Consider the following 18,552-nt stretch of genomic DNA (forward strand, 5'->3'; position numbering starts at 1 on the left):
CCACCGCGCGCCAAAGCAGGGGTATGGTCACAAAACGCGAGACAGATGGCGTCCGCCTCGCGCAGCTGCTCGCTTCTGAACTCGATGGTTTCAAAGACGGGCCGCTTGGCCCGCTTTCCGTGACGAACGCAGTCGATGCAGACGGGTTGCGGCCGGTCGAAGCCGTCGCCCGCGCCTACGATGTTGCACACGATGGTGAGCGAATCGCTCGTGTGTTTGTTCACGCCGACCGCGCCCATGTCGAGTTCGACGTGAGCCTCGACGACGTCGCAGAAACAGCCGAGAAAACGGGCCTCCGAACCCGACCGAAGGCGAGCGACCCGCCGAAGACACTCGTGTTCATCGAGGACGGCGCGCAAGTGAAGTGGATTCTCGACGTGTTCGTCGCCGCAACGTCGAATTAGAGCGTTTTCAGCACGTCTGGGAGCCGAGCGACCAGTTCATCTCGTGTGAGCACCGCGTCTGCGAGGGGAGAGGGGTCGTCGTCGGGGCCGATGACGTGGATCGCGTGCATGTTCATGTCCGTTGCCCCCCGGATGTCGAGGTCTGCGTGGTCACCGATGTAGACCGACTCTTCTGGTACCGTATCGAGTTCTGCGAGCAGCGACCTGAAGGCGCGGTGGTCGGGTTTCCCCGCCGGGAGCGAGCCGCTGATGAGGACGGTGTCGAAGAGGTCTTGCCAGCCGAGGCGTTCGAGTTTCGCCTGCTGGGCTTCGATGGGGCCGTCGGTGAGCAAACCGACGCGATACTCGTTGCGGAGGTCGGTGACGAGTTGTGCTGCCCCCTCTAAGGCGATGAGCGAATTGTTGATGGCGTGTTGATACGCGTCAGAGAGTTCTGCAGGTGAGACGGGCGTTTCGTGGTCTTCGAGGAGGTCTTTGAAGATGGGTTCGCGCGTCTCGTTCGAGAGGTTGCGGCGGTGGGCGTCGAGGTAGGCCTGCCGGTCAAACAGTGGGGCATCGACGGCCTTTGAGGCCTCATGCAACAGCGTTTGACGGTCGCGTTCTGGGACGACGAGTGTATAGTCGAGGTCAAACCCGACCGCTCGTATCATGGTAGCTACAATGGGAGCCAGCTAATTGAATCTGCCGTGCACAGGCGCGAAATACCGACAGACGTGACGGTCTGGCGACCTGATTTTGGAGCGACCACATCCGACAGAATAGTTAGGATACCCCAGAGAGTGACAGGTATGCCAGCAGCGTTCTTCGACTGGGTTGCCCGCAATATCGAACGGAAAGAGAGCGTCGTCTGTGTCGGCCTCGACGCCGACGAAGACCGCATTCCCGCACACTTACAGGAGTACGACCTGCCGCGCTGGGCGTTCAACCGCCGCATCATCGACGCCACCCACGAACACGCCGTCGCGTACAAACCAAACGCCGCCTTCTACGAAGACCGCGACGGGTGGCTCGCGCTCAGAGAAACCATCGCGTACGCACACGGGAAAGACGTGCCCGTCATCTTAGACGCCAAACGCGGCGACATCGGCAACACGGCGCGCAAGTACGCGAAGCTCCTCGACGACGCAGACGCCATCACGGTGAATCCGTACATGGGCCGCGACACGCTCGAACCGTTCCTCTCACAGGAAGAAAAAGGCGTGTTCGTCCTCTGTCGCACATCGAATCCGGGCGGTGCAGACCTCCAAGACCTCACGCTCGAATCCGGCGAGAAGCTGTACGAACGGGTGGCCGCGCTCGCGGACCTCTGGAACGGTAACGGCAACGTCGGTCTCGTAGTGGGCGCGACGACGACCGAAGAACTCGAAACCGTCCGCGAACAGGTGCCAGACGTTCCGTTTTTGGTTCCGGGCGTCGGCGCACAGGGCGGCGACGCGGAGGCTGCAGTCGAGTTCGGCCTCGCAAACGGTGTTGGGCTCGTCAACTCCTCGCGGGGCATCATCTTCGCGGGCGAAGGCGAGCAGTTCGACAAGGCCGCAGGTGAGGCGGCAAAGCGGCTGAAAAAGCGGCTGAACCAGTACCGCGACTAGCTGCGGAAGGTATCGACGCCATCGGGGAACTCGTCGCGGTCTGGGGTCGGTGGTTTCTCTGTTGTCCCGCGAACTTCGGTGGCGCACTCCGTACAGTATCCTAACTCCTTGTCGTAGTGTGTGGCACAGACAAGCTTCCCACAGCGGTCACAGTCGTCTGTAATCTCGCGGGTCCCACAGATTTGGCAGGTGCCGGAGACGGACATGTGTCACCGTAGCACAGGAACCCACTTGAGGGTGCTGGGCGAGAAGTTTAGGGTCGTGTGGGTCAAAGCCACACGCGTGAACCAGTCGCGGCTCCTCCTCTCGCTGACCGCCGTGTTCGCGGGCATGACAGTGCTGTTTCTCGTCTTGAGTTTCGTCTTCACGCCCGCGATGCTCGTGGCGACGGCGCTGTTCGGCGCGACGACGTACGCTCTCTGGTTTCATGCGACGGGAAAGCTCCAACAGCAAGTGTATCGACAGGCACGCACCGCGCGCAGCCCACCACGGCAAGAACGCGGTGGGTTCGGCGCGGGACCGCGCCAGCAGTGGCGGGGGCCGCGCCAAGAACGACGCCAACGGCAGGTTCGGCAGCCGTCTCGGCCCAATCAGTCGGTGACGGAGGCCTACCAGATACTCGGTCTCAACCCCGGTGCGGACGCAGACGCGGTCAGGAAAGCGTATCGGAAACGTGTCAAAGAGACACATCCTGACACCGAACGCGGAAGTGAAGAAGCGTTCAAACGCGTGACGGAAGCTTATGAACGTCTCTCTAACCGGTGAAATTAAAAACAATCCGTCATTACCAATTAATATGTATAAGTTTTGGAGAATGAGTAGTTATTTAGTAACTGCAGTTGAGTGACAATTATGGCATCTCGACGAAATTTTCTGAAAGCGAGCGGGGCGACATTCGCACTTGCGTCTCTCGGTTCTCTTGCTGGTTGTACGCAACTTGAAACCATCACTGGCCCGAGCGCACCGGCGTATTCGAGCTGGCTGTACGACCCGGAAACGGTGCTCAACGTGGACAACCACCTCTTTGCATCGGTTAACATCCAGAGCTACTACGAGCACGAAGACCAACTGCCAGAAGAGCTGTTCGACTCGCTCGACCAACTCGACGAAGAGATTGATTCCGTCGAGTTAGACGAACTCCAACACATGACGATGCTCGCCTACGGTGAGACCGACTTCAGCCGTGCTGGGATGTCGTGGGTCGTCTCAGGGTCGTTCGACAGCAAGGAGATTAGCGAAGAAATCGAGAACGAACTCGAAAAGAGCCAGAGCGGCGAGGACGTGGAGAAAGGCGAGTACGAGGGGTACACGCTCTACAGCATCGAACAACCCTACGGCTACAGCATGTCGGGTGAATCTGACTCCACGATGTCCATGACCTTCGCCATCGGGGACGAAAACGCGCTACTTGGCATGGTCGTGGACGCAGACGCGAGAGCGAAAGCGGCCGTCGAACAGATGATTGAGTCTGATGCGGGCACCGTCGAACGCTACTACGACACCAACGAAAATGCGAAGACGATGATGCAGGAACTCGGGGACGCCACGGTGGCGATGGGCCTGAACCTCGAAGTCAGCATTCTGAAAGACTGGGTGCCAGACGAGGAGACCGAGATAAAAGCCGTCCTCGACGACTTGGAGGCGATGGGCATGGGCGCGACCATTAACGGAGAGACGACGGAGAACAAAATCATCCTCGTCTACGAGGACGAAGACGCCGCGAGCGCGGAGAACGTCGAAGCGCTCATCGAGCGCCTCAAAGAGGAATCCGAGGAGTTCGAAGAGAACACCACAGAGATTACCGTGAGCGCGGACGGGCGCGCCGTCGTCGTCACCTCTGAAGTCGATACCGACGAACTCTGGAATGGCTATCAAGAGAGCAACGGTGGCTTGATGGGAACCGGAAGCTCGAGCACCAGTTTCTCCAGTGACGCAAGCGCCGAAGCACCGCAGGTGTCGCTCACCTTCGAGCAGAACACCGACGGCACGGCCACCATCACTCACTCAGGCGGCGACCACGTCACCGACACGCTCTACATCGAGTACGTAGACGACGAGGGCTACGACCAGTTCGAATTCTGGGTGCCAGAAGGCGGCGCAATCACCGCGGGCGACTCCTACACGACGACGTACGCCCTGAGTGCGGACACCCGACTCTCCGTGCTCTGGACCGGGCCAAACGGCAGCAGCTTCGAGACGCTCGGCGCCTTCAGCGCGTACTAACCCGGTCACAGTTTTTCAAAGCGGAACGCAATAAGTCCCGGAGCACGGATACGACGTATGGTTCCGCCGCTCGTCCTCGACATCGACGGCACGTTGAGTCGCGCAGACCGTTCTCTCGATGAACGGGTGTTTCCCGTCATTCGCAACTGGGACGCTCCCGTCGTTATCGCCACCGGAAAGGCCCTTCCCTACCCGGTTGGTCTCTGTGATTTCATCGGCATCCCGATTCGCGTCATCGCAGAAAACGGCGGCGTCGTTACCGTAGACGACCATGTAGACTACCTCGGTGACCGTGCAGGCGCACAGGCGGTGGCGGACGAGTACGTCGAAGCGGGTTACGACCTTGGCTGGGGTGAGGCTGACTTCGTGAACCGCTGGCGCGAGACGGAAGTCGCGGTGTCGCTCGACTCTCCGAAAGAACCGCTCTACGAAATTGCCGAACGCCACGGCCTCGAAGTGGTTGACACGGGCTTTGCCTACCACGTCAAAGACACGGCCATGAGCAAGGGCAAGGCGCTCACAGTCGCCGCGAATCACCTCGATATCTCACCCGAATCGTTCGTCGCCCTCGGTGACTCAGAGAACGACGTGTCCACGTTTTCGGTCGTCGGGCGGTCGTTTGCAATGGCGAACGCGGACGAAAAAGCGAAGCAGGCGGCCGATTCCGTGACTGAGAGGTCGTACGGCGACGGCTTCTTAGAGGCGATAGACCAGATTACTGGGTAGCGGTTTGCGTGTCAATTGATAACACACCTGACAACACTTTTCTTCGGTGGTGAACTATGAAGAACCATGAGCCCCGACCGGGCTATCCTCGAGAAAGCGCTCCAACGCGGCGAACAAGAGGATGGCAACGTCGAGTTCAAAGAACGGCTCAGCAAGGACCTGCATCTGGCAGGTGGCCGGCTCGAAAGCCTCGCGGCGCAACTGCGCCACCGCGTTCTCTCCGGAGACGGCGAGGCACTGTACGTCGTTGGTGTCACCGACGACGGCGGGCTGGCGGGCCTCGAACCCGACGCATTTGCGGAATCGATGGACGTCCTCTCATTTCTCGCAGACGAAGCCAATGCCCACATCGACGCGGTACAGACGTGGGGCATAAACGACGGCATCGTCGGCGTCGCCACCATCAGAGAAGGCGGCGTCCTCGAAACCGACGACGAACACATCGTGGTTGGCACCGCGGGCCACGTAGACCACGGCAAGAGCACGCTCGTTGGCTCGCTCGTCACCGGGCAGGCAGACAACGGCGAAGGCGGGACGCGCACCTATCTCGACGTGCAACCCCACGAGGTCGAACGCGGCCTCTCGGCTGACCTTTCGTATGGGGTGTACGGCTTCACCGAGGAGGGGCCACTGCGCATGCACAACCCCTTCCGGAAAGAAGAGCGTGCCCACATCGTCGAGCAGGCAGACCGCCTCGTTTCGTTCGTCGATACCGTTGGTCACGAGCCGTGGCTACGGACGACGATTCGTGGGCTGGTTGGCCAGAAACTCGACTACGGCCTGCTCGTCGTCGCCGCAGACGACGGCCCGACCAAGACGACGAAAGAGCACCTCGGCGTGTTGCTCGCGATGGACCTGCCGACCATCGTCGCCATCACAAAAATCGATGCCGTCACCGAAGACCGCGTCGTGGCGGTCGAACACGAAATAGAGCGCATGCTTCGACTGGCCGGAAAGACGCCGCTCTCGATTGCCCGCCACGGCGTCGATGCGGCAATCGACGAGATTAGCCCGCGGGTCATCCCCATCCTCCGGACGAGTTCGGTCACGATGGAGGGCCTCGACGTGCTCGACACCTTCTTCGAACGCCTTCCGAAAACCGCCTACGGTGAAGGCGACTTCTCGATGTACGTAGACCGCTCGTACAACGTCGTCGGGGTCGGCCCCGTCGCCTCGGGCACCATCCGGTCTGGAACGGTCGATGCGGGCGACGAACTCCTACTCGGGCCGATGCAAGACGGCACCTTCCGCGAAGTCGAGGTGCGCTCTATCGAGATGCACTACCATCGCGTCGACCACGCGAAGGCGGGGCGCATCGTCGGCATCGCACTCAAAGGCGTCAAAGAAGGTGACATCCAGCGCGGGATGGTGCTCGTGCGCCGCGACGCAGAACCCACCGCCGTCCGCGAGTTCGAAGCCGACGTGATGGTTCTCAATCACCCGACTCGCATCGGTAACGGCTACGAACCGGTCATTCACTTAGAGACCATCAGTGAAACGGTGCGATTCACCCCGAACGAGGGGCAACTGCTCCCCGGCGACACCGGGCGCACCCGCGTCCGCTTCAAGTTCCGCCCCTACCACGTCGAAGTCGGCCAGCGATTCGTCTTCCGTGAGGGGCGAAGCAAGGGCGTTGGCACGGTCACCGACGTTGTCGAATAGTCACTGACTGGCGTCGAGTTCCTCTCGAAGAAGTGTCCGGTGACACCGCTTTTTTGCCGTGTTCTCGAAGCAGACGAGCGCGATGTTCTCACCCGATTCGAGCCGGGAGCGCAGCTCCTGCATCGCAGCAGATGGCTCGTCGGTCGTCAAGTACTCCCGGTAGCTTGACTCAAACCCACACGCCTCCCACGCGGCGTTGTGCGCTTCCTCGTCACAAAACCCCTGTAACTTCAACTCCTCCTGTCGTGTTTTGGTTTCAGAGAGGAGGTCTGTGGGTGGGCCGAGGGCAGCGACATTCTCATCGACTGCACCCGAGAACCACCGAGTTGGCTTGCGGACGACGCCGACGAGCGTGGTTGACGCCGGTAACTCGACGAGGTCGTGTTGGATGGCGGCGAGGTACGTATCGGAAAGCGTTCCCTCGGTAGTCATGGGGTGACTTTTCACGGTGTGAAGCGAAAGGTTTGGTGCTTATTCCGTCCGCAGATACATCCCCTTCGACGCCGGGGCCGTGTGCTCAAAGCCCCACCGCTCGTAAAAGCCGTCTACGTCGGCCATGAGATTCACATAGGCGAGCGGCGGGGCCGTCTCCTCGATGTAGTCCATGAGCGCGTCCATGATGCGCGTACCAAGGCCCTGTCCTTGAAACTCGGGGCGGACGGCCATGTCGCAGATGTGGTAGACCGAGCCATCATCACCGACGATGCGACCCATGCCAACGACTTCGTCTGTCTGGTCGTGAACCGCAAGGACGCCAAACACCGAATTCGGCAGACCCTGTTCGACGGCCTCCCGCGAGCGCGGAGCCATTCCGGCAGCCTCACGAAGGGAGAGAAACTGGGCTGCGGTCGGCACCTGGTTTTCAATAGATGTCGTCGCGGTCATCTCAGGCCGACCACGGCTTGTCGAGGAGGTCGTGGAGCGTCTCGACGGTGTAGTCTGGCTGGTGTTTATCCGGAGTTGCGCCGGTGTGGTCTGGTACCCACACCGCGCCGATACCGGCGGCTTGTGCCCCCGGTACGTCTGCTTCGAGGGAATTGCCGACGTGCACCGCTTGGTCTGGCGCAGAATCGAGTGCGTCGAGTGCGATGTGGAAGGGGTCCGGTGCGGGTTTCGCCGGGCCGTCGTAGCCGGCGTGGACGACCACGTCGAAGTGGTCGCGGATGCCGAGACTGTCGAGTTTCGGCGTTTGCATCTCGGGGCTTCCGTTGGTCACGATGCCGAGGTGATGGTCCGAAAGTGCCGCCAAGGCCTCTTTCGCACCGGGGAGGAATTTTACGTCGCCGTGGTCGCGCTCTGCAGCGAACGCTTCGGCGACTGTTCTGCCCACGGACGCGTCGTAGCCGCCGTCGGTTGCAAGCGCGGCGAAACAGTTCGCGCGCAGTTCGTCGATGGTGTCCGCATCGGTGAACTCGTGAAAGCGCGCGAAGTAGTCGCGCACGGTGAAAAACGGCTCCACGCCGGTGACTTCGAACGAGTAGTCGAGGATGTCTGTGGCGGGGCGACGGTAGGTACAGAGGGTGTCGTCAATGTCGAAAAGAATCGTATCGACAGCGGTCATTATCCGGGCAAACGCGCCCAACGGACAAAAGGCTCAGGCTCGGTAGCCGTCGTCAGTTCGGTCTGCGAGGTTCAACAGCACCGCCCACTCGAGCAGCCGATGGACGCGCTCTGTCCAGATGTCCTCCCACGTCTCGGGGTTGCGGTGGCGCTCCCAGTTCGGGACGTGGTCCTCGAAGCGCTCGAAAACCTCGGCTGACGTGAGCGGTTCGTCTGCGGCCTCGAGGAGGGTGAGGAGGTCGTCCGCGCCGAAGACGCGTTCGCGGAACGCGGCGGCGAGGTCTGCGGTATCGTACTCCTTTCGAATGCGCGAAAAGCCGGAGTCGCCCTCGGTTGCGAGGCCGAGCGCCTGCAGAAAGGTGAGCCACTCGCGGGCTTGGTCGCGGGCAGGCACGTTCGCCTTCGCCATCATCCGCGCACAGCAGTCGTCCACAGAGCCGGCGACGAGCGGGACGGCGCGGTGGGCTGTCTCGATGTACTCAAGCGACTCGGGCGGGGTGGGGACGACTTTGAACTTCACAGTTCGAAACTCTCCGCGAGCAGGTCTTCGTGGGTGTCACCGAACACGTGGGTTGGCCCGCCGACCACGTCGATGGTGACCTGTGCTGGGGCGAACAGCGTTTCTGGAATATCGTAGAACTCCCAGTCAACCGACTCGAAAATCTCGGCGAACGGCGTGCCGAAGTCGTCGGTCGCCGTCGAGACGACTTCGTCGAAGCGGTCGAACTCATCTTCGACCACGAGGTGTACCCGGCCGCCGTAGGCGAGCGCGTCGTTGGTGCGGGCGATGGCGGCTTCCTCGCTTCCCGCGACTGGCGCGACGGGCGCGCTTGCGCTCACCGAGAGCACCGAGAGTGGGTCGTAGCCGAGTTCCGAGAGTCGGAAGACGGCGAGTTCTGCGGCGCGGGCGGCGATGGTGACGCTGCCCGTGATGCTCGCCGTCGAGAAGGCGGGGAGGAAGACAGCGTTTGGCGACACGTCGGTCAGCTCTGCGACGTGTTCTGCGACGGCTTCGGTGGGAAGACTCTCCGATTCGACGGCGAGGGTGGCGAAGTCGAAGTCGTCTTTGTAGCCAACGCGGTCGAACTCAGACTCCTCTGCGACGAGCGCGCGTGCCGGGCCGCTGCCGAGGCCTTCGAAGTCATCGACAGTGAGTTCCCAGCCAGCTTTTTGCGAGCACAGCAGGGCGAATGCGGGGTGGTCGGTGGACAGTTCGACGTGGGGCATCGGCGCGCCAGCGACCTCATCTATGCGCGTCTGGATGGTGGCAAGCCCGGCTGTCTGGATTTCTGCGAGCAACAGTCCGGCCTCGATGCCGCCGAGCGCTTCGACGCCGAAGTCGAGGACGGTCGCTTCGTTGTCGAGGGCGAACGCCTCGATTGCGAGTTCGTCGGCGAAGTCGAGCGCTTCATCGACGAGTTCGAGCGTCATCCGGTTGAGACTCTCCATGCCCACGAGTTACGGGCCGCCGGATAAACCGTTTTTCAGTTCGAGACTACCGGTTGCTTCGCGCTTCGTGGCCGAGGACGCGTTCGACTGCCTCGACCTTCTCGCGGGCGGTCTGCGTTTTCGTCCGCTTGTCGTCGATTTTGAGGAACGTGCTCACGCGGTCGCCGTCTACGGCTTCGTGGGCGGCTTGCACCGCGGCGAACAGTTCGTTGATGTCGTCGGTTTCGATGACGGTTCCCATCGGGTTCGTTTCGTATTCGACGGCGAAGTCATCGAGCGCGGCGACGGCCTTTGCCACTTCACCTGCCATGCTGCCTTCGCGGACGGGTGCGACGCTGAGGAGTGCGACGACGGTCATGGCAGAGAGCGCACCCGCCAGCCGCAAAACCGTTGTCCTCGCCATCGTGTTTTTCCGGGATGGTGACGTGATAGGTGTATGAACGCGCGCCTCGACCGGCCGGTCACCGTGGCCCGCGCCGTCGTCCACGAGATTCGGACGGAGAACATCACGTTCATGGCAGGCTCGATTGCCTACCACGCCTTCGTGTCGTTGTTGCCGCTCCTCTTGCTCGTCACCGCCGTCATCTCGACGGTCGGCAACCAAACCTTACAGGAAGGATTCAGCCGCCTGATGCAGGCAGTCCTGACCGAAGATGCGGGTGACATTCTCATCACCGAACTCCAGACCGGTGGGAGTTCGACGGGCCTGTCCATCATCGGGATTGTCGTGCTCATCTGGGGGACGCTCCGCATCTTCCGCGGGCTCGACACCGCCTTTTCGGACATCTACGAAACCGAAGCCGAGAACACGTTCTTCGACTCGCTCGGCGACGGCCTCATCGTGCTCGTCGCCGTGGCCGTCGCGCTGCTCGTGGGTGGCTGGGTCGAGACGAGCCTCCCTGCGTTCGGGTCGCCCGCGGTTCGCTGGCTTGTCCAGCGTGCCATCCTCGTGGTCGGCCTCTCACTCGCTTTCTTCCCCATGTACTACATCTTCCCCGACACGGACGTGTCGGTGCGCGAAGTGCTCCCCGGCGTCGGGTTCGCCGCCGTGGGTCTCGTCATTTTTGAGTCGCTGTTTCGCCTCTACACCAGCGGCAACGAGAGCAGCGTCATCGGCGGCATCATCATCCTCCTGACGTGGCTCTACTTCAGCGGCCTCGTCATTCTCGTGGGCGCAGCTATCAACGCCGTCCTCTCGAATCGGAGCAAAGATGTGAACATCGAACCCGTCATCGGCGGCGTGCGCCCCGTCGAGAAGCAGACTGACATCGACCGCACACACCTCACCGAACGGCTCACCGAACTGGAAACCCTCCTCAAACGCGAGGACATAGACGAGTTAATCGTCACCGCAGACGGGACGAAAATCACCCTCCCACGCCCGCTCAACGTGAACGCAGACACGACGGCCTCGCCACTGCATCTCGGCGACGGCACCGTTGGCTTCGAGATTCGCTGGTCGCCGCGAGAAGACGAGTGATTCGTGACAGATAGCCAGTAGTATTTTATCTGCCTAGTCCTTGCCGACGGATATACAGAAATGATACTACAGGTAGGGGTTCCAACGACCGTAGATGGAATTATCGCCCAGTATGCAGGCCTGCTTGGCAAGATTGCAGCCTTCATCCTTGCCTTCGTCGTCGTTTACCTCATCGGGCGCGTCATCCTCGCGCCGCTCGCCAGCCGCGCCATGGACAGACGCGGGTTCGACGAAACGATTGCAAACCTCGCAGAGAAGGTGGTCGGCGTACTCACCTTCTTTTTCGCGCTCGCGGTTGCGTTCACCGTCGCGGGGTTCGGTGCGTTCCTTGCCGCCTTTGCAACCCTCGGCGGCGCACTGGCCCTCGCATTTGGCTTCGCCGCCCAAGACCTGCTCAGCAACTTCGTCGCCGGGCTGTTCATCCTCAAAGACAAGCCGTTCGAAATCGGCGACTGGATCGAGTGGGACGGCTATGCCGGGCGCGTCCAAGACATCGACCTCCGGGTCACCCGCGTCAAGACGTTCGACAACCAGCTCATCACCGTCCCGAACGCAGACCTCGCGAACAACCCGCTCATCAACCCCGTCGCCTTCGACACGCTCCGCCAGAAGTTCGTCTTCGGTATCGGCTACGACGACGACATCAATCAGGCGACGGACATCATCATCGAAGAAGCCGAGAAGAACGACGACATTCTGGACGACCCACCTACGTCGGTGCGCGTCACCGAACTCGGCGACAGCGCCGTTGGCCTCCAGTCGCGGTTCTGGATAAAGGACCCCAACCGCGCCGACTTCGTACGCACGCGGTCTGAATATGTCCAAGCCGTCAAAGAGCGCTTCGACGCAGAAGGCATCGACATGCCGTACCCGTACCGCCAACTCACCGGCGGAGTCACCGTCGATGGCGTTCCACAGGAAGTCGCGCTCGAAGCGGACGACGACTGAGGACCGGCGGTTTCACGTTATAAATATTAGTTTCGCACGCGAACAGCCACGCACGCGTGCGAGTGAATAGTGTCACACGTCCAACGAGGAGTGTGGACTGGCTCACTGCTGGGAATGGCGCGATAATCCGCATTGGCCTGTATCTGCTCATCTTCTGGCCAACCGTGGGTTACTACGTCTATACCGAGTCGACGCGTCGTGAACTGTCGAACCCGAAAGTTAGAGGAGTTGTATACGGCTTTTTCGGAATTCTCGGCGTCATCGTGTTTCTGGTGCAGTATGGGACGAAAGAGCGGGAGTGAGTGAAAGCACAGCTTTCACGAACGTCGGAGCAACTGCGTTGCTCCGGAAGTGAGCAAACACGGAGTGTTTGCGAGCCTCGATGCGACGAAGTCGCATCAGTGGTCAACAATTCCGAAGGAATTGCGAACGTCGAAGCGGTCTGCGACCGCTTCGGGATTTGAACGCCAGTCGCAAATCAGAGATTTGCTCCTTAGTTCAAAATCCCAGTGTACCGCATACACCCTCGAACCGAAGTGTGAGCGACGCAAGCGTCGCTCACGGATTTGTTCTCGGTAGAAGTGCGCTGACTGGGATTTGAACCCAGGTTGTGACCATGGCAAGGTCACGTGATACCACTACACTATCAGCGCGTGCCTGTTTCGGCGTTCGACTGCATTCGAATAGAGGTAGAGGATGGAATAAAAGAGTTGCGAATCAGGGGCGAAAATCGTGTGAGGGCGGGGCGAACCAAACTGTGCCAAAACTCACGGAAACGTGAGTGTCAGGCCCTCACACGCCCACAGACGAAGCGAGGGCTTTTTAACACCGGATACGGTACAATCGCCACAGTCTAGTGTCGAGGCGCGAATGCGGACAGTATGACTGTCAGCATCCTCGTCCCCTCGTCTCTCGTCAGAGAGGCCGAGGACAAACGCGAGGCAACTCGAAAAATCGGCTACGTCGCCCGCGCGGCTACCGTGTTCAACGTGGACCGCGTGACCATCTTCCCCGACGAAGCAGGGGAGAATCGATGGGGAGGCGACTTCGTCGAGACCGTACTTCGGTACGCTGCGACGCCCCCCTATCTCCGCAAGGAGGCGTGGGGCAAGCGCGACGAGTTGCAGTATGCGGGCATTCTCCCCCCGCTTCGCACCGCGACACAGACCGGCTCCGAATCAGACGATTCGGAGTCGATAAGACAGGGAATCGTGACCGAGGTCGGACCTGACGGGCGCGTTCGGGTCAATTGCGGCTTGCAACACCCGATCTCCCTCATCGTGCCTCCATCGATGGAGGCACCTGATGTGGGGGAGCGCGTGACCATCAGGATCTCTTCGCGACGTCCGGTCCGTGCGAAAATCGTGGACGAAACCCCTCCCGGGTTTGCCGTCTCTCGCATGGACCTCCCAGAAGCACTCGGCCGTGAGGACGCCGGACTCTGCATTGCAACCTCGCGCCACGGGGAAGAACTCTCCGTGGGGCGACTCGGAGTCCTGGCCGGACGCCTCCAAACCGATGGAGCGACCATCGTGTTCGGAGCGCCCGATAGAGGGCTTGTGGAAATCTTCGGCGTTGAGGAAGCTGAGATCGCCGCTCACCGGAGCGGGATCTGGGACACAGACGCGGACTCTCCGCGTGTCGAATCAGGCGCACCCAGCCGGTTCGACCTTTGGCTCAATGCGATCCCGAATCAAGGCAGTAAGACCGTGCGAACGGAAGAAGCTCTGTTCGCCGTGCTTGCCTGCCTGACACTCAAAGAGTGATACGATGCCACAACCAAGCAGACCACGCAAAGGTTCGCTGGGCTACGGGCCGCGAAAACGCGCGGCAAGTGAAGTCCCGCGGTTCGGCTCCTGGCCAGCAGACGACGGTCAGCCCGCACTGCAAGGCTTCGCAGGCTACAAGGCCGGCATGACCCACGTGGTGATGATTAACGACGAGGCAGAGTCGCCTCGAAATGGGATGGAAGAAACCGTCCCCGTCACCATCGTGGAAACGCCGCCAATGCGCGCCGTCGCGCTCCGTGCCTACGAACAAACGCCGTATGGAAAGCGTCCGCTGACGGAGGTCTGGACCGATGAGTTCCACCCGGAACTCTCCCGTGTCCTGGACGTCCCAGGCGAGCAAGATGAAAGCGCCAAAGAAGAGCTGCAGGAAGCCCTCGATGCCGGAAACGTCGCGGACCTGCGTGTCATCACGCACACCGTTCCGTCCGACATCAACGGCGTCCCCAAAAAGCGCCCTGACGTGATGGAATCCCGCATCGGCGGCGGTTCCATCGAAGAGCGCGCCGAGTACGGACTCGAACTCATCGCAGAAGGCGGCGTCCACGAGATGTCCGACGTCTTCCGCGCCGGTGAGTACCTCGACGTTGGCGGGATCACCAAGGGTAAAGGTACCCAAGGGCCCGTCAAGCGCTGGGGCGTCCAGAAACGCAAGGGCAAGCACGCCCGCCAGGGATGGCGGCGTCGCATTGGTAACCTCGGCCCATGGAACCCGAGCCGCGTTCGCTCGACCGTTCCACAGCAAGGCCAGATGGGCTACCACCAGCGCACCGAGCTGAACAAGCGTCTCATCGCCCTCGGCGATGGCGACGATGCCAGCGTCGATGGCGGCTTCGTCGGCTACGGCGAAGTCAACGGCCAGTACGCGCTCGTCAAAGGCTCGCTTCCGGGCCCAGACAAGCGCCTCCTGCGCTTTAGACCAGCCGTCCGACCGAACGACCAACCGCGCCTCGACCCTGAGGTGCGCTACGTCTCCACCGCATCGAACCAAGGATAATGAAGGCAACAATTCGCAGTCTGGACGGCTCTGAGGCCGGTTCGCTTGACCTTCCTGAGGTGTTCGAGACGGAGTTCCGTCCCGACCTCATCAAGCGCGCTGTCCTCGCCGCTCAGGCAAACCGGAAACAGGACTACGGTTCCGACCGATACGCCGGGCTCCGAACGCCCGCGGAATCGATGGGTAGTGGCCGTGGTATGGCTCACGTCCCACGCCAGAACGGCGTCGGGCGTCGCGTTCCACAGGCCGTCGGTGGTCGCCCAGCGCACCCACCGAAACCCGAAAAGGACCGCTCGCTCAACATCAACGACAAAGAGCGCCAACTCGCCGTCCGCAGCGCAATCGCTGCGACGGTTGACGCAGAACTCGTGGCCGAGCGCGGTCACCAGTTCGACGAGGATGTCGCGCTCCCACTCGTCGTCTCTGACGAGTTCGAAGACCTGCTCAAGACGAAGGAAGTCGTCTCACTGCTCGAGGCACTCGGCGTCGACGCCGACATCGAGCGCGCAGAGAACCGTAAGGTTCGCGCAGGCAAAGGGAAGATGCGCGGTCGCAAATACCGCCGTCCAACGTCCATCCTCTTCGTCACCGCAGGCGAGCCGTCGAAGGCCGCCCGCAACCTCGCAGGCGCAGACGTCGCAACCGCGGCGAACGTGTCCGCAGAGGACTTAGCGCCCGGCACGCAGGCCGGTCGCCTCACCATCTGGACGGAAAGCGCCATCGAGGAGGTCGCAAACCGATGAGCCTCATCAAGTACCCGTACGTGACCGAGAAGGCGATGAACGCCATGGACTTCGACAACAAGCTCCAGTTCATCGTGGACTTAGACGCGAACAAGGACGAGATCAAAGCAGAGATTTCAGAGCGCTTCGACGTGTCCGTCACCTCCGTCAACACGCAGGTGACCCCGAAGGGCACGAAGAAAGCGACGGTGTCGCTGTCTGACGACGACGACGCCCAAGAAGTCGCCTCACGAATTGGGGTGTTCTAACCATGGGACGCAGAATTCTTGGCCAACGTCGCGGTCGCGGGACGCCCACGTTCCGGGCACCATCGCACCGATACAAAGCAGAGCTCTCTCACCGTAAAACCGAGGACAAAGACGTCATCTCCGGCACGGTCGTCGACATCGAGCACGACCCAGCACGGAGCGCACCGGTCGCCGCCGTCGAATTCGAAGACGGTGACCAGCGTCTCATCCTCGTCGCAGAAGGCGTCGGTGTGGGCGACACCGTCCAAGTCGGCATCACCGCCGAAATCAAGCCCGGCAACACGCTCCCGCTCGCCGAAGTCCCTGAGGGGATTCCGGTGTGCAACGTAGAGCGCCAGCCCGGCGACGGTGGCAAGTTCGCTCGCGCCTCTGGTGTGAGCGCGCTGCTCATCACCCACAACCGCCAGAACGCAGTCGTGAAACTGCCAAGTGGCGAAATCAAGCGGCTTGACCCACAGTGTCGCGCCACGATTGGCGTGGTCGCTGGTGGTGGCCGCACCGAGAAACCGGTCGTCAAAGCCGGGAAGAAGTACCACAAGATGAAGGCACGCGGGTCGAAGTGGCCACGCGTCCGTGGTGTTGCGATGAACGCCGTCGACCACCCATTCGGTGGCGGTGGCCGCCAGCACCCAGGACGGCCAAAGTCCGTCTCGCGTAACGCACCACCGGGCCGCAAGGTCGGTGACATCGCGTCCAAACGCACTGGCAGAAAGCGAGGTTCCAAATGAGTTCTGACTACCGTACCGGCCGTGAGGGTGAGTTCACCTACCGCGGTCACACGCTCGAAGAGCTGCAGGACATGGAGCTCGACGAAGTTGCGGAACTGCTCCCCGCACGGATGCGGCGAAGTATCAAACGCGGCCTGTCCATCGAGCAGGAGAAGCTCATGGAAAAGGCAGCTAACCGAGACGCGCAAGAGTCGGCCAACAACCCGATTCGCACGCACCTGCGCAACATGCCTGTCCTCCCCGAGTTCGTCAACAAGACGTTCTCGGTCTACACGGGACAGTCGTTCGAGCGCGTGCGCATTGAGCCGGAAATGATCGGCCACTATCTGGGCGAGTTCCAGCTCACGCGCAAGTCGGTTACCCACGGACAGGCTGGTATCGGGGCAACCCGTTCCTCGAAGTTCGTGCCCCTCAAGTAAACCATGGGAATCAGCTACAGCGTGGACGCAGACCCGGACACCACGGCGAAAGCGATGCTTCGGGAGCGTCACATGAGTCACAAGCACAGCAAGGAGATTGCCCGCGAAATCAAGGGCATGACCGTCGGCGCAGCCATCGAGTACCTCGAAGAGGTCGTCGAAGGCAAGCGCTCGGTGCCGTTTAAGTCCCACAACTCGGGCGTCGGTCACCGGTCGGACATCGACGGTTGGGACGCAGGTCGCTACCCAGAGAAGGCCTCGAAGGCCTTCCTCGACCTGCTCGAAAACGTCTCCGCGAACGCAGGCAACCAGGGCTTCGACGGCGAGACGATGGAGATCATCCACATCGCCGCCCACAAGGTTGGCGAAGTGCCCGGCCGCAAACCGCGTGCCATGGGCCGCGCCACCGCGTGGAACACCCCACAGGTTGACGTCGAAATCATCGTCGAGGAGGTTGAAAACTGATGGCAGACGAACACCAATTCATCGAAGACGGTCTCCAGCGTACCGCCATCGACGAGTTCTTCGGCGAAGAGCTCGCTCGCGCAGGCTACGGCGGCATGGAAGTCGCCAAGACGCCGATGGGCACCCAGATCATCCTCAAGGCTGAGAAGCCCGGGATGGTCATCGGGAAAGGCGGGAAGAACATCCGTAAGGTCACCCGCCAGCTCGAAGACCGCTTCAACTTAGACGACCCACAGATCGACGTTCAGGAAGTCGAAGAACCAGACCTGAACGCCCAGATCGTCGCAGACCGCCTCGCCAACGCGCTCGAACGTGGTTGGTACTTCCGGAAAGCCGGTCACACGACCATCGACCGCATCATGGACGCAGGCGCACTCGGCGCAGAAATCGTCCTCTCCGGGAAGGTCACCGGCGCACGCTCGCGCGTGGAGAAGTTCAACCGTGGCTACATCAAGCACAACGGTGAACCCGCAGAAGCCATCGTCGACGAGGGTCAGGGCGTCGCCGTCATGAAACTCGGCACGATTGGCGTCACGGTGAAGATCATCCCACCAGAGGCCCGACTGCCAGACGACTTCAAAATCTACGACGACGTGGATGTCGAAGACGCACCTGAAGTCGAGTCTGACGACGACGGCGTCGAAGACCTGCTCGCAGAGTCCGAGGAGGACGAGCAAGCAGAACTCGAAGACGAAGCAGAGACGCCTGCGGAGGCCGCCGAGGTCGCCGAGGAAGAAATCGTCGAAGAGAATGTCGAAGCCGAAGAAGGCGCTGCCCCGACCTCGCCAGACGGTGAGGAGGCGGACGCCGAAGAAGAAGAGCTCGACGAACTCGACGAAGCCGTCGAAGAGGAAGCAGAAGAACTGCTCTCTGAGATGGAAGACGATGACGAAGAGGAGGACGAGGAATAATGGCGATTCTCTACACGGACGAGATTCGCGACATGACGCCCGCAGAGCGCGAGGCGGAACTCGAAGAACTCGAAACCGAACTACTGAACGACCGCGCAATCCAGGCCGCCGGTGGCGCGCCTGAGAACCCTGGTCGAACTTCAGAACTTCGCCGAACCATCGCCCGAATCAAGACGATTCAGGCGGAGGAAGGCGACGCAGACGAGGAATAAG

General features: G+C 61.3%; 26 protein-coding genes and 1 tRNA gene. 18 read left to right on the plus strand and 9 right to left on the minus strand.

Features of this window, described 5'->3' with window-relative positions; translation table 11 throughout:
- Positions 1 to 23 precede the first annotated feature (23 nt).
- Positions 24 to 404 (plus strand): hypothetical protein, encoded by a 381-nt coding sequence (locus tag V5N13_RS04890; protein ID WP_332899731.1) that lies wholly within the window; start codon positions 24 to 26, stop codon positions 402 to 404.
- Here V5N13_RS04890 and V5N13_RS04895 read toward each other — a convergent pair.
- The gene (locus V5N13_RS04895; RefSeq protein ID WP_332899732.1) at positions 401 to 1,054 is read right to left on the minus strand and encodes an HAD family hydrolase; all 654 of its coding nucleotides are present in this window, start codon (positions 1,052 to 1,054) and stop codon (positions 401 to 403) included. The genes V5N13_RS04890 and V5N13_RS04895 overlap by 4 nt on opposite strands.
- Positions 1,055 to 1,192: 138 nt before the next feature.
- Between V5N13_RS04895 and pyrF the strand changes: the two genes are divergently transcribed.
- Complete coding sequence (gene pyrF / locus V5N13_RS04900; protein ID WP_336359854.1) at positions 1,193 to 1,993, plus strand: orotidine-5'-phosphate decarboxylase; 801 nt, start codon at positions 1,193 to 1,195, stop codon at positions 1,991 to 1,993.
- Here the strand turns inward: pyrF and V5N13_RS04905 are convergent.
- Positions 1,990 to 2,199: a hypothetical protein gene (locus V5N13_RS04905; RefSeq protein ID WP_336359855.1), complete on the minus strand. Its 210-nt coding sequence runs from the start codon at positions 2,197 to 2,199 to the stop codon at positions 1,990 to 1,992. The two genes, pyrF and V5N13_RS04905, sit on opposite strands and share 4 nt — an antisense overlap.
- Positions 2,200 to 2,275: 76 nt before the next feature.
- Here V5N13_RS04905 and V5N13_RS04910 point away from each other — a divergent pair, with 76 nt between their 5' ends.
- The 4 genes from V5N13_RS04910 (at position 2,276) to V5N13_RS04925 (ending at position 6,604) form a co-directional block, all read left to right on the plus strand.
- Positions 2,276 to 2,758, plus strand: a complete 483-nt coding sequence (locus V5N13_RS04910) for a J domain-containing protein (RefSeq protein WP_336359856.1) — start codon at positions 2,276 to 2,278, stop codon at positions 2,756 to 2,758.
- A gap of 87 nt (positions 2,759 to 2,845) precedes the next feature.
- Positions 2,846 to 4,216: a twin-arginine translocation signal domain-containing protein gene (locus tag V5N13_RS04915; RefSeq protein WP_336359857.1), complete on the plus strand. Its 1,371-nt coding sequence runs from the start codon at positions 2,846 to 2,848 to the stop codon at positions 4,214 to 4,216.
- A gap of 57 nt (positions 4,217 to 4,273) precedes the next feature.
- Positions 4,274 to 4,942 (plus strand): phosphoglycolate phosphatase, encoded by a 669-nt coding sequence (locus V5N13_RS04920; RefSeq protein ID WP_336359858.1) that lies wholly within the window; start codon positions 4,274 to 4,276, stop codon positions 4,940 to 4,942.
- 66 nt (positions 4,943 to 5,008) lie between these two features.
- Positions 5,009 to 6,604, plus strand: a complete 1,596-nt coding sequence (locus tag V5N13_RS04925; RefSeq protein WP_336359859.1) for a GTPBP1 family GTP-binding protein — start codon at positions 5,009 to 5,011, stop codon at positions 6,602 to 6,604.
- Here V5N13_RS04925 and V5N13_RS04930 read toward each other — a convergent pair whose 3' ends face one another.
- Genes V5N13_RS04930 through V5N13_RS04955 form a run of 6 tightly spaced genes read right to left on the minus strand, consistent with a single transcriptional unit; the run spans position 6,605 to position 9,971 of the window.
- Positions 6,605 to 7,036 carry a DUF488 family protein, N3 subclade gene (locus V5N13_RS04930; protein ID WP_336359860.1) on the minus strand — a complete coding sequence of 144 codons (432 nt, stop codon included), beginning with the start codon at positions 7,034 to 7,036 and terminating at the stop codon, positions 6,605 to 6,607.
- Positions 7,037 to 7,075: 39 nt separating this feature from the next.
- On the minus strand, positions 7,076 to 7,489 hold the full coding sequence (locus V5N13_RS04935) for a GNAT family N-acetyltransferase (RefSeq protein WP_336359861.1): 414 nt from the start codon (positions 7,487 to 7,489) through the stop codon (positions 7,076 to 7,078).
- Position 7,490: 1 nt separating this feature from the next.
- Complete coding sequence (locus V5N13_RS04940; protein WP_336359862.1) at positions 7,491 to 8,165, minus strand: HAD family hydrolase; 675 nt, start codon at positions 8,163 to 8,165, stop codon at positions 7,491 to 7,493.
- Positions 8,166 to 8,198: 33 nt separating this feature from the next.
- Positions 8,199 to 8,684: a hypothetical protein gene (locus tag V5N13_RS04945; protein ID WP_336359863.1), complete on the minus strand. Its 486-nt coding sequence runs from the start codon at positions 8,682 to 8,684 to the stop codon at positions 8,199 to 8,201.
- The gene (mch, locus tag V5N13_RS04950) at positions 8,681 to 9,613 is read right to left on the minus strand and encodes a methenyltetrahydromethanopterin cyclohydrolase (RefSeq protein WP_336359864.1); all 933 of its coding nucleotides are present in this window, start codon (positions 9,611 to 9,613) and stop codon (positions 8,681 to 8,683) included. The genes V5N13_RS04945 and mch overlap by 4 nt, the downstream gene beginning before the upstream one ends.
- A gap of 46 nt (positions 9,614 to 9,659) precedes the next feature.
- Positions 9,660 to 9,971, minus strand: a complete 312-nt coding sequence (locus tag V5N13_RS04955) for an MTH1187 family thiamine-binding protein (RefSeq protein ID WP_332899744.1) — start codon at positions 9,969 to 9,971, stop codon at positions 9,660 to 9,662.
- Between the two features lie 78 nt (positions 9,972 to 10,049).
- Here V5N13_RS04955 and V5N13_RS04960 point away from each other — a divergent pair, with 78 nt between their 5' ends.
- The 3 genes from V5N13_RS04960 to V5N13_RS04970 all read left to right on the plus strand — a co-directional run bounded on the left by V5N13_RS04960 (position 10,050) and on the right by V5N13_RS04970 (position 12,343).
- Positions 10,050 to 11,093: a YihY/virulence factor BrkB family protein gene (locus tag V5N13_RS04960; protein WP_336359865.1), complete on the plus strand. Its 1,044-nt coding sequence runs from the start codon at positions 10,050 to 10,052 to the stop codon at positions 11,091 to 11,093.
- Between the two features lie 60 nt (positions 11,094 to 11,153).
- A complete protein-coding gene (locus V5N13_RS04965; protein ID WP_336359866.1) occupies positions 11,154 to 12,041 on the plus strand; it encodes a mechanosensitive ion channel family protein in 888 nt (295 codons plus the stop codon).
- Positions 12,042 to 12,133: 92 nt separating this feature from the next.
- Positions 12,134 to 12,343 (plus strand): hypothetical protein, encoded by a 210-nt coding sequence (locus V5N13_RS04970; protein ID WP_336359867.1) that lies wholly within the window; start codon positions 12,134 to 12,136, stop codon positions 12,341 to 12,343.
- 280 nt (positions 12,344 to 12,623) lie between these two features.
- Here the strand turns inward: V5N13_RS04970 and V5N13_RS04975 are convergent.
- Positions 12,624 to 12,694, minus strand: a tRNA-Gly gene (locus V5N13_RS04975).
- 228 nt (positions 12,695 to 12,922) lie between these two features.
- Here V5N13_RS04975 and V5N13_RS04980 point away from each other — a divergent pair.
- Genes V5N13_RS04980 through rpmC form a run of 9 tightly spaced genes read left to right on the plus strand, consistent with a single transcriptional unit; the run spans position 12,923 to position 18,551 of the window.
- Positions 12,923 to 13,807: an RNA methyltransferase gene (locus V5N13_RS04980; protein ID WP_336359868.1), complete on the plus strand. Its 885-nt coding sequence runs from the start codon at positions 12,923 to 12,925 to the stop codon at positions 13,805 to 13,807.
- A gap of 4 nt (positions 13,808 to 13,811) precedes the next feature.
- Entirely contained in the window at positions 13,812 to 14,825 is a 1,014-nt protein-coding gene (locus tag V5N13_RS04985) for a 50S ribosomal protein L3 (protein WP_332899749.1), read from the plus strand.
- Entirely contained in the window at positions 14,825 to 15,568 is a 744-nt protein-coding gene (rpl4p, locus tag V5N13_RS04990; RefSeq protein ID WP_332899750.1) for a 50S ribosomal protein L4, read from the plus strand. The genes V5N13_RS04985 and rpl4p overlap by 1 nt, the downstream gene beginning before the upstream one ends.
- On the plus strand, positions 15,565 to 15,816 hold the full coding sequence (locus V5N13_RS04995; protein WP_332899751.1) for a 50S ribosomal protein L23: 252 nt from the start codon (positions 15,565 to 15,567) through the stop codon (positions 15,814 to 15,816). The genes rpl4p and V5N13_RS04995 overlap by 4 nt, the downstream gene beginning before the upstream one ends.
- Before the next feature lie 2 nt (positions 15,817 to 15,818).
- Positions 15,819 to 16,544, plus strand: coding sequence for a 50S ribosomal protein L2 (locus V5N13_RS05000; RefSeq protein ID WP_332899752.1), 726 nt, complete (start codon positions 15,819 to 15,821; stop codon positions 16,542 to 16,544).
- Positions 16,541 to 16,963, plus strand: coding sequence for a 30S ribosomal protein S19 (locus tag V5N13_RS05005; protein ID WP_332899753.1), 423 nt, complete (start codon positions 16,541 to 16,543; stop codon positions 16,961 to 16,963). Before V5N13_RS05000 ends, V5N13_RS05005 begins: the two co-directional genes overlap by 4 nt.
- Before the next feature lie 3 nt (positions 16,964 to 16,966).
- Positions 16,967 to 17,428, plus strand: coding sequence for a 50S ribosomal protein L22 (locus V5N13_RS05010; protein ID WP_332899754.1), 462 nt, complete (start codon positions 16,967 to 16,969; stop codon positions 17,426 to 17,428).
- Positions 17,428 to 18,339, plus strand: coding sequence for a 30S ribosomal protein S3 (locus V5N13_RS05015; RefSeq protein WP_336359869.1), 912 nt, complete (start codon positions 17,428 to 17,430; stop codon positions 18,337 to 18,339). The genes V5N13_RS05010 and V5N13_RS05015 overlap by 1 nt, the downstream gene beginning before the upstream one ends.
- Positions 18,339 to 18,551, plus strand: a complete 213-nt coding sequence (gene rpmC / locus V5N13_RS05020) for a 50S ribosomal protein L29 (protein WP_332899756.1) — start codon at positions 18,339 to 18,341, stop codon at positions 18,549 to 18,551. The genes V5N13_RS05015 and rpmC overlap by 1 nt, the downstream gene beginning before the upstream one ends.
- The last annotated feature ends 1 nt before the right edge of the window (position 18,552 follow it).

The sequence above is a fragment of the Haladaptatus sp. ZSTT2 genome (assembly GCF_037081775.1).
In the GTDB taxonomy this organism is placed as follows: domain Archaea; phylum Halobacteriota; class Halobacteria; order Halobacteriales; family Halococcaceae; genus QDMS2.